The organism is Streptomyces sp. NPDC002676, from assembly GCF_053592455.1.
The window spans coordinates 171,662-181,611 of sequence record NZ_JBSFVT010000013.1 but is presented as its reverse complement, the minus strand read 5'-3'; the positions used below and the strand labels follow the sequence as shown (position 1 = coordinate 181,611).

Genomic DNA, 9,950 nt, shown 5'->3' with positions numbered 1-9,950 from the left:
GTCACAGGGTCATTCGTGGAGCGGGACGACGCCGGGTTCAGCTCCGTTGGAAGAACTCCACCTCCGCCAGGGCCAGATGACGTCCCCGGGACAGGTCGACGGGTGAGCGCAGTGTCAGGCGTACCGTCTTCGCGTCGCTGATCCCGGTCTGGATCGTCTGCGGGCCCGGCTTGTCGCTGAGGGTGAGCTGCTTGTCGTGCCGTGTGCCGTCGGCCGTCGTCACCTCCAGGTCGACCTGGAGGGCGCGGGCCTGGCGGGCGTACGCCTCCGGGGACGTGGACGCGCCGTTGGTGATGATCAGGTCGACGAGGCGGAACGGCTTGCGGAAGGTGTACGTCACCGAGGCGCCCGGTCCGGGGACACCCCAGTACTTGTTGTTCAGCCCGTCCGTGGTGTTCGTCGCGGGGTGCCCGGGGAGCGCGCCGCTCGCCTTGATGTCCACCGGGGTCACGGGCGTGGCCTTGCTCAGTTTGTCCCGGGTGTCCTCGAACAGGGCGCGTCCGGCGGGGAGGAGAAAGAGTCCGGCGGCGCACAGCGCGACCACGACGGCGAGGATCACGATGAGCCGCACACCCCGCCCCGAACCCGCCCGCACCCGACGCCGGAACGGCCACACCGTCCGCCACCACGGCAACGGCGCGGCCTTCTCCACCGGCCTCAACTCCGCAGCACACTGCCGGCAGAACTTCCGCTCCGGCCGATTGAGCGTCCCGCACACGGGACAGGGCCGCCCGGTGCCCTCGTCCTGCGCGGCCGCGGGACGTACGACGGGACGGGGGGCGACGGCCTTTGCGGGGAGGACGGGCAGGATCGGGTCGGGGTCGGGGGCGGGGCTGGTCGGGGGGCGGGGAGTGGTGGGCGGGGGCGAGGCAGTGGAGGCGGACGGGGGCCCGGGGGTGGTCGGGGAAGACGGGGTGGCAGGGGCCGCCGGGGGCCGAGGGGTGGTCGGCGAGGGCGAGGCGGTGGGTGGTGAGGGCGGAGTGCTGGGGACGGGCGGGGCTTGCGGGGGCCGGGCGGCTGTTCCGGATGCGGGGGCGGTGGGTCGTACGGAGTCGGAAAGCCCTGGGGTCGGGGCGGGGGGAGCTTCCTCGGCGGGGGTCTCGCCTGCGGACCCGCCGGTCGGGGAGTCGGTGCGGGCGGCGTCCGATGCGGGCTGGGGCGGAGAGTTCGTGGGCTCCGGCCGAGCGGGGGCACTGCTGGGGCCCTCGCCGGTGGGGGGAGCCGCGTCGGGGCCGGTGCCGGTGCCCGGGCGTGAGTCCGCGGCATCCGTGCCCGGGGCGTCCGGGCCCGTGGCGGTCGGTGCCGAGGTAACCGCGGCCGGGGCGTCCGGAGCCGCAGAAGCCGACGCCGAGGTAACCGCAGCCGGGGCGTCCGTGGTGCTCGTCCCCCTCGCGTCACCACGCCCACGACCCGTCAGCCGGGACCGCAACGACGACCCGAGGCCGAGTGCAGCCGACGCGGCCCCCTCCCCCGAGGCGGCTGCCGCAGGCGTCGCGGACGGCGCCGCGGAAGCCCTCGGCGGAGTGTCGGCCGGGGACGCCGTCGGAGGATCCATGGGCGTCGGGACCGCCGCACGGTCCGCGTTCGGCTGCGGTTCCGGGGCAGCCGGAGAGTTCGGGGCCTCCGTGGATCCCGTCGCCGCCGAGGCGACCGTGGGCGGGTTCGCGGGCGCCTGCGTGCTCGCCGACGTGTCCGTGGAGGTCGGCGTACCTGTGCTCGCCGACGAGTCCGACCAGCCCAAATACGTGCCGCAGTTGCCGCAGAAGTCGTCCGCGGGGTCGTTGGAGGCCCCGCATGCGGGACATGCTCGCATGCGTCAGTTCCCTTCCTCGGTGGGCGGGCCGGGGAGGACCTCCACCCGAAACGCGACGTGCACCGGGCACATGGCCCGGACGATCTCGTGCACCCTGTCCACGTCCAGCCGTCCGGTCCCCGACTCGCGGTCCGGAAGGACGCGGATCAGGAGCTCGGCGGCGGGCTCCGGCGGCAGGTCGGAGCCCGCGGTGTTCGACCACGCCGCCCCGGCGTCGCCGCTCACCTCGGCATGCACGCCCAGCGCGAGACGCAGGGCCTCGGCCAGCCCCCGCTTCGTGCCCCGCCACCGGTGCAGCTCCACCGCGCGGACGACCGCCTGTCGGCGCAGTTCCACAGGCCACTGCGGATCGTCCAGGGCACCCACCCACGACGCCAGCCACTGAAGGAAGTCGACCGGCGTCACCCGGGGGTCGAGGTAGGCGGGCAGGTTGTCGAGCGTCGAGAACACCGGCGCGAGAACGGTGTCGAGCCCGGCGGTGAACCGCTGCGCGAAGTCGTCGTCGGCGTACAGTGCGGGCAGTTGCTCCCCGATCGGGTACCTGCTCGGCAGCCCGGGTATCGCGGCGCGGCTCATCCCCGCCCCTCCGCCCCGACCCCCGTCACGACCACCTGGTGCTGGTACGAGAAGACCAGGGCGCCCGGACCCACGTCGATGCGGTCCGTCGGGGCGCCGCGGCGGCCGGTGACGGGGTCGGCCGGGAACAGGCGGATCTCCTCGACCAGCGCGTTGCCGTTGGCGCGTTGCAGGACACCGAAGATCTCGCCGTACTGGACCGGTCGCCCGAACGGCCACCCGGTGCCGTCCGGGCCGCCGACCAGCGGGTTGAGGTGGCGGAACAGGGCGTCCAGCGCCGCCTCGCGGACCTTGTCGGTGTCGCTGGGGGCCGCCGAGAGGCGGGCCACCACGGTGATGCCCTGGTAGACCGGCGGCTCCACCACGAGACGCGTGCCGATCAGACGCCGTTCGTCGAGGCTCGCGGTGATCGCCGAGAGCACCTGGTCGGACGGGATCAGCTGCTCGAAGCGCAGCCGGTCGTCGCCCTCGTCGGCCACCGCGTCCGGCACCACCAGGACCCGTACCGCACCCGGCGCGTCCGCGGCCGGCAGACAGCGGACCCGGCGCACCGAGGGCGCGGCCTGGCGGCTGATGATCTCGTAGTCCTCGGCGGTCACCGCGCGGTCCTGCATCCGCAGCGCCTGAGGCGCGCGCCGCCGGGCGTTCTCGACGGTCTCCCCGGCGACCCCGCCGCTCGCCGCCTCCCGGTTGGTGACCTGGGCGATGTACGGAACGGAGCTGAGCAGTACGGAGATCGCACCGCGGGCGACGTTTCCCGCGGGGCCGCCGCCGGTGCGGTAGCGGGCGACCCGGATCTGGGCGCCCTTGGGCGGCACGGCACCGCACTGCCGCAGCGTGCCGTCCGGTTCGCGCAGCGCCGGGGGGAAACAGAACTCGCCGGTGGTGGCGTCGACGCGGACGTGCCGGTCGTCGGGTCCGGAGCGGCCGAAGTGCTCGACCACCTCCCAGCGCTGCCACCCCTCGTCGGAGGACACCTCCACCATGGGGGGCTCGGCGTCGAGCAGGATCGGCGGGCGGCCGAGCCGGAAGGTCTGCCCGGCGACCCCCTCCGAGGTGCCCAGCGGTACGTCGGTCACCGTCTCGGCGTGCTCGACGGACATGGTGCCGCCGACGGTGAACACCGCCGCCTCGCGCACCGTCGGGGACTCCGAGTAGAACGGCTGGCCCGGCTCCGCCTCGGTGACCCGGCAGCGCAACCAGCCGGCCCGGGTCCCGCCGATCACCGACGCCGTGTGCCCGGCCGGCACGTACACGGTGATCTCGCCGGGCCGGTTGAGGCCGCCGGTGGTGTCGTCGCCGGTCTCGCACCGCTGCCAGCCGCCGCCGTCCCATGCCTCCCACACCAGCGGAGGCTGGCGCGGGTCCACACCGATGCCCTCCACACGGCTGTCCAGGCGTACGGCGACGATGCAGCGCGGCACCGCCGTCGGCAGTCCGAACAGCAGCGCGTCGCCGGGCTCCGGCGTCGTCTGGAAGCAGGGGATGTCGAGGCCGTCGGCGAGCATGCCGGTCCGGTCGCTCTGCTCACCGGTCCGGGGAGCGGTGACCAGACGGGTCAACTCGCTGGGCATGATGCGCAGTTCGTCCGTGGTCGTGAACACCACCGCCTCGTCGCTCTCGGCGCCCGCGGTGGTCACCTCGGTGCCCGGCGGCAGCGCGACAGTGTCGGGCTGCGGCGCCGAGAGCCAGAAGTCGACGTCGGCGCCGGCCGCGGTCGGCGGGAACAGACGGATGCCCAACAGGTCCAGGAACGCGGTGTAGTTCTTGTCAGGGACCCTGTTCAGCCGGTACAGCAACTGCTCCACCAGGTAGGCGAACGTCTCGATCAGAGTGACGCCCGGGTCGGAGACGTTGTGGTCGGTCCACTCCGGGGCGCGCTGCTGCACATATCGCTTCGCCTCGTCGACGAGTTGCTGGAACCGCCGGTCGTCCAGGTTCGGGGAGGGCAGCGCCATCAGTCCGCGCCTGCTTCCTCGGCCCCCTCCTCGGAGGGGATCGTGTAGAAGGGAAAGACCAGGTTGCGCCGGTCGTTGGTGGAACGCAGGGTGTAGTGCACGTCGATGTAGAGGGTGCCGTCCTCGACCGCGTCGAAGGCGACGACCACGTCGTCGACCGAAATCCGCGGCTCCCACCGCTCCAGTGCCTCGCGCACCTGCTGCGCGATACGGCCGGCGGTGGCGCCGTCGCCGGGGGCGAAGACGTAGTCGTGGATGCCGCAGCCGAACTCGGGGCGCATGGGGCGTTCGCCGGGCGCGGTGCCGAGCACCAGGCGGATCGCCTCCTCGATCTCCCGCTCCCGTTCGACCAGGGCGATCCCGCCGGTCGGCCCGACGCGCAGCGGGAACGCCCAGCCACGGCCGATGAACCGCTCGCTCATCACACACCTCCGATCAGAACGTTGGGGGCGCCGGTGACGATCATCGCGCCGCACGCCGTCTGGTCGCGGGCCCGCGCCGCCGGCAGCCCGCCGATGAGGACCTGTCCCGAGGCGAGCCCGGCTGGGTTGGGCATGATCACGTTGGCCGGTCCCAGGGCAAGGTGCGGCGGCATCGCACATGTGTGCAGGCTGCCTACGACGGCGGCGGGCCGGCCACCGATCAGCACGGTCGCCACCGCCCTGGCGGCGGCGGGCGGCGGGGTGGCGATCACCCCGCCGTGGTTGGTGGGGTCGCCGGTACGGGCTGCGGCGGGCATGGGGAACTCCTCTCGAAAGGTGATCAGTTGATGCGGATGAGCTTGGCCTTGAGGACGCCGAGCAGACCGCCGTCGACGGTGACGCCCGTGGCGCCGGTGACATCCACCGTGCGGCCGCCGATCTTCACCCCGACCCTGCCGTTGATGTCCACGTTGGCGCCCGACACGTTCACGTTCCCCCGTCCCGCGTCCAGGGTGATGCCCTGCTTGTCGAGCACGACGGAGCTGAGCACCTGCCGGCCCTTGCCCGCGTACACCGTCATCTCGATCCGGTCCCGCCGGTTGTCGAGGAAGACTTCGAGGCGCTCGTCGGCGGACATCATCCGCACCCCGGAGCGCCCCGGTGCCCGCGCGTCCAGCAGCTCCACCCGATGCCCCGAACGCGACACGATGGAACGGCGGTTGACCTTTCCAGTCGTCTTGTCGATCAGCGGGACGTCGTGCGGCGAGGGCTTGTCCACGCCGTTGTAGAGCCCTCCGATGACGTACGGGCTGTCCAGCAGGCCCTGTTCGAAGCCGACCAGCACCTCGTCGTTGACCTCGGGGCTCACCACCCCGCCACCGCCCTTGCCGCCCCACTGCACGGTGCGCACCCAGTCGGTGACGTACGTGTCGTCCAGCCAGGGAAACTTGACCTTCACGGCGCCGCGCTCGGAGCCGGCCGGCTCGCGCACGTCCGTCACGACGCCGATCGCCAGTCCCGGCATGCGCGGACCCCGGGAGGGTGCGTTGGCGCCGGTGACCAGGCCGGTCAGGGAGCGGTCCGGGCTGGCGCTCACCCACACCGTCGTACGGTATCCGCCGTGCGGTTCGAGGACATGCTGCACCGCCGTCGTCGTGTACTTGCCGGAGAAGGCCTGCCCGACGTTGCCGAGCGCGATGGGCTTGCCCGCTCGCAGCATGGGGTTGCCCTCGGCCAGCACCTCCAACTCGCCAAAGCCCGCACCGACTTGGCTGGCCACCGCGTCCGCGACCGCCTTTGTCTCGGCCTGGGTGCGGTACGGGGTGTCGGTGACGGTGAGCTTCGACGACTTGCCGAACCGGGCGGCGAGCGCCGGGCTCAGCCCCGGCACGACCGTGTCGCTGTCGACCGACGGCTGCCGGGCCACCAGGGGCCGCTTGGTGGTGACGTCCCAGCCGCGCACCTCCACCTGCTGCGCGCCGTCCGCCGCCGACAAGGAGGCCCGCAGCGCCAGCAGATTGCGCCCGTACTCCAGCACCATCGGGTTCTGGGCAGCCGACGTGGACGGCGCGGGCGCCCCGGACGCCTTCTGGGGCTTGGTGAACTGGAGCAGCCCCTTGTCGTCGACACGCACCTGCGCGCCGCTCTCGGCGGCCAGGAACTGAAGGAAGTCCCAGTCGGAGACGTTCGCTTGGGACAGCTGCTTGTAGGTGACCGGCGCGGCCTGCACGGTGCCGCAGGCCAGGCCCGCCCCGGCGGCCACCTTGCGGACGATGGCCGCCGCCGTCATGTTCCGGTACGCCACCACCTTCCGGCCGCGCTGGAGGCGGTGCGCCTTGGAGAAGGCACGCACCACCGTGAACGAGCCGGTGCGGTCCCGGTCCACCTCCAGGGCCGTCACCTCACCGTTGAACAGCCGCTCGCGCGCCTGCCCGGTCACGGTGACCACGGAGACCCTGAGCGGGGTGCCGATGGTGATGCCGGTCTTCTTCAGGAACTCGTGATCGGGATCGCGGAACGTGAGAACCGCCGCGTCCGGCAGGCCCACGTTCTCGTCGACCACGCAACTCACCAGCTGGGCGGCCCAGACGGGCGGCAGCTCGCCGGGCGTCTCCACGATGGGGTCCGCCGCGAAGGACCGGCCGTCCCGTGCCCCGCCACTCACTGCTCCTCCTCAGCGCTCGCGTCGCTCATCGCCGGCAGCACCAGTTCGCTGCCGGGCACGAGCGCCATCGGGTCGTCGATGTCATTGGCCTCCGCGATGACCCGCCAGGCCGTCGCGTCGCCGTACTCCCGCCACGCCAGCAGCGCCAGGCTGTCGCCCGCCACGACGATGTGCGTACTGCGCCCGGTGCGCGAGCCGGACGTCGGGTTCTGCCCCGCCGGACCGACGCTCGCCTCCTCGATCGACAGCCGGCAGGTCGCCCGCAGTGGCTTGCCATCCACGTCGAACAGCGTGTACGTCACCGACAGGCTGGACAGCACCCCGTCGAACGACGTCGTCCGCGCACTGCCCCACTCGAACCGCACCCACGGGCTCGCCGGCTTCTTGCGCCCCAGGCTCGCCTTCGTCGGCACACACGCCTTCATCAGCTTCTCCACCGCCTGCTCCACGGAGTTGTCGTGGGTGGCGGTGGCGTCCAGGAACACCTCAAGACTCAGCTCGCGCGGGCCACTGCCGACGAACTCGGGCAGCGCCGACTCCTCTGCCATCCGCGACGGAGAACGCCGCCACTCGGTGGTCTTGCGCAACTCCAAGGTGGACGGGTTGAACTGGAGGTTCAGCCGCGCGAGCGTCCCGCCGGGCTTGGCGCCGACGGAGGCCGGGGGCTCCTTCAACGTCAGCTGGGCCCTGGCCCGACTGGAGCGGGACGCTGGGGACATGGCTGGGATTCCTTTCCAAGGCGCTGTACGGAGAATGGGACTTGAGGGATGGTCAGGAAGGGCGCAGTCCCTCGTGGGCGATCTCCAGGGTCTCCACCGCCGCCTGCGAGCTGCTGGGGTCGAAGGACGGGCCCTGCCAGCGCACCGGGACGATCCCGAACACCTGCCAGCTGATGATCCGCGACAGATCCGGCCGCAGCGCCACGATCTCGCCGTCCTTGGGCTCCACCCGCTTCAGCGTCTGGTCGAGCCAGCGGGCGATCTTCGCGGTGTCGGCGGTGACCGGCCGGGTGAGCGTGATGTTTGACCAGGTCACCCGGCCGGGCAGGTTATGGGTGAAGCCGTTGTTGCCACCCTCGGCATAGGTCTCGATCTCCACCTCGGCACCCATGCCGGAGCAGGTGTGGAAGGCGCCCAGATCACTGCCGCCGATCGCGAGCCGGAAGAACACGCTGCTCGCGAAGATGTTGTCCGTCATCCGTCCGTCATCCGTTCCGTGCCGCGCCCTCAGCGGCGTCCGTCGTAGGGGCGACCCGTACGCTCCCGGCCGCGCCGCAGTTCCGTGCGCAGCAGGCGGGCCATCGGGTCGAGCAGGCGACGCGCGAGGTCGTCCAGGTCGAGACCGGGGTCCTGCGCCGCGTCGGCGGACCGCTCCGTGCGCCGGCCGGACGCGGAGGCCGTCCCGGAGTACTGCTGCTTGCCACGCGCCGCGGGCACCGCCTTCGCCGGTACGCCCTTGGATACGCCGGGTACGTCGGGTACGGCCTTCCCCGCGCCGGAGATCGCACGCTGGACCTCGGGCACCGCAGGGCTGTTGCCGCCGCCGCTCGCCGATCGGGCGCCCGGCGTCACGACCCGCGGCCGGACCACGGGGATGGCCGCCGCCTGTGCCACGGCTGGCGACGGGCCATTCGCGAGGGGCGGCGTCAACGGGGGCGTGACCGGCAGGGGCCGCGCCGGGGGGACCGCCGCCGTACCGGGCACTCCCCCGCTAGGCGGCGCGGGCTTGACGAGCGGGACGACTCGCTGGACGACACCGGGGGTGCCGGTCGCTCGTACGGCCGAGCCGGTTGCCGGTACGCCCGGGTGGTGCGGCGCGTGCGCGGTTACGGCCCGTTGGGCCGGCGGGGTCGCAGCGGCGCCCGCGGACGGTGCCGACGCGGGGTGTGCAGGGTGCGCGGGCGACCGGGTGGACGGTGCGGGGGTGCCGCCGCCGGGGATGTCCGGCGCCCCGCTCCAACGCGCCGCCACCACGGGAGGGCCGCCGACGGGGCGCGACGCGGCGGACGGTGCCAGGCCTTCCGGCGCCAGGGTGTTGAGGGTGAGGGGCCGTGCGGGCAGCAGCGCGAGGGTGCGGCGGGCTACCGGGATGGAGGGGGTTGCGGGGCGGGGGCCGCCGGTGGATGCGGTCGCGGGGCGAGCGCCTGCCATGGGTTCGGCCGCGCGGCGGGCTACGACGACCGGGGCTGGGCTGCTGGGGCTTTGGGGACGTCCGTCGCCGGGACCGGGACCGGGGTGCATCGCCTCGGGCCGTACGACTGTGCCCGCCGGAGCCTGAGACGCCGCGCCCTGGGACGGCGTCACCAACGGCGTGGCAGGGCCGGTTCCGTGGTCCGTGGGGCTGCCGCCCTGGGGCGCCGGGTGGTCCGCGAGGTGGCGCTGGACGTCGACCGTCCCCAGCAACGGTGCGTGGCGTGCCGTATCCGAGGCCGGCTCCGTGGGCGGCGTACGGTCCCCGCCCGGCGCGGGCGATGCCGGTGTGCGCTGGATGTCGGGCCCGGATGCCGTACGGGAGGCTCGGGCCCCGGACGCGGCGGAGCCGGGCAGACCAGCGCTGGCCGGCATCGCGCGCAGAGGCGCCCCCAGGCCGCCGCGCGCACGCGCACCGGAACGCTGCGGACCCGAAGACGGGCCCGGGGCGGGGCCGCTGGGGGCACCCTGGGTGTCCTCGGCCTGCCGCTGGACCACGGGAAGCACCGGACCGGATACGGGCGTGGCAGGGGCGTCCTTCACCAACGGCGCGGCCGTGGAGGGCAGTTCAGCGAGCGGCGCACCCAACGGAGGTCGGCTTCCAGTGCGCTGCACGGGGGCGCTCGGCGCACGGCTGCCGGAGGAACTCTGGGCGTCCTCCACCGGCGGCGCACCCAACGTCGGGCGGCTTCCCGCACGTTGTACGGCGGCGCTCGGCGCACGGCTGTCGGAGGAACTCTGGGCGTCCTCCACCGGCGGCGCACCCAACGTCGGGCGGCTTCCCGCACGTTGCACGGCGGCGCTCGGCGAAGGGCTGTCGGAGGAACT

Annotated in this window: 10 protein-coding genes; 1 reads left to right on the top strand and 9 read right to left on the bottom strand. The window is 73.4% G+C overall.

The annotated features are described in order from the left end of the window. Positions 1–37: 37 nt before the first annotated feature. From ACWD3E_RS29975 to ACWD3E_RS29935, 9 genes are all read right to left on the bottom strand, one after another. Positions 38–652: an NADase-type glycan-binding domain-containing protein gene (locus ACWD3E_RS29975; RefSeq protein WP_451390694.1), complete on the bottom strand. Its 615-nt coding sequence runs from the start codon at positions 650–652 to the stop codon at positions 38–40. A gap of 1,164 nt (positions 653–1,816) precedes the next feature. Then, complete coding sequence (locus ACWD3E_RS29970) at positions 1,817–2,389, bottom strand: phage tail protein (RefSeq protein WP_225830397.1); 573 nt, start codon at positions 2,387–2,389, stop codon at positions 1,817–1,819. Beyond that, positions 2,386–4,347: a putative baseplate assembly protein gene (locus tag ACWD3E_RS29965; RefSeq protein ID WP_451390693.1), complete on the bottom strand. Its 1,962-nt coding sequence runs from the start codon at positions 4,345–4,347 to the stop codon at positions 2,386–2,388. The genes ACWD3E_RS29970 and ACWD3E_RS29965 overlap by 4 nt, the downstream gene beginning before the upstream one ends. Further along, entirely contained in the window at positions 4,347–4,769 is a 423-nt protein-coding gene (locus ACWD3E_RS29960; protein WP_041127460.1) for a GPW/gp25 family protein, read from the bottom strand. Before ACWD3E_RS29960 ends, ACWD3E_RS29965 begins: the two co-directional genes overlap by 1 nt. Further along, positions 4,769–5,086, bottom strand: a complete 318-nt coding sequence (locus tag ACWD3E_RS29955) for a PAAR domain-containing protein (RefSeq protein WP_451349161.1) — start codon at positions 5,084–5,086, stop codon at positions 4,769–4,771. The genes ACWD3E_RS29960 and ACWD3E_RS29955 overlap by 1 nt, the downstream gene beginning before the upstream one ends. A gap of 23 nt (positions 5,087–5,109) precedes the next feature. Continuing rightward, complete coding sequence (locus ACWD3E_RS29950; protein WP_451390692.1) at positions 5,110–6,933, bottom strand: VgrG-related protein; 1,824 nt, start codon at positions 6,931–6,933, stop codon at positions 5,110–5,112. Next, on the bottom strand, positions 6,930–7,652 hold the full coding sequence (locus ACWD3E_RS29945) for a CIS tube protein (protein ID WP_451349163.1): 723 nt from the start codon (positions 7,650–7,652) through the stop codon (positions 6,930–6,932). Before ACWD3E_RS29945 ends, ACWD3E_RS29950 begins: the two co-directional genes overlap by 4 nt. A 52-nt stretch (positions 7,653–7,704) precedes the next feature. Then, positions 7,705–8,130: a phage tail protein gene (locus tag ACWD3E_RS29940; RefSeq protein ID WP_451390691.1), complete on the bottom strand. Its 426-nt coding sequence runs from the start codon at positions 8,128–8,130 to the stop codon at positions 7,705–7,707. Between the two features lie 29 nt (positions 8,131–8,159). Continuing rightward, a complete protein-coding gene (locus tag ACWD3E_RS29935; RefSeq protein ID WP_451390690.1) occupies positions 8,160–9,497 on the bottom strand; it encodes a hypothetical protein in 1,338 nt (445 codons plus the stop codon). A gap of 229 nt (positions 9,498–9,726) precedes the next feature. On the opposite strand from ACWD3E_RS29935, the gene ACWD3E_RS29930 reads away from it, so the two are divergent. Continuing rightward, on the top strand, positions 9,727–9,950 hold a 224-nt coding region (locus tag ACWD3E_RS29930), incomplete at its 3' end, for a hypothetical protein (RefSeq protein WP_451390689.1).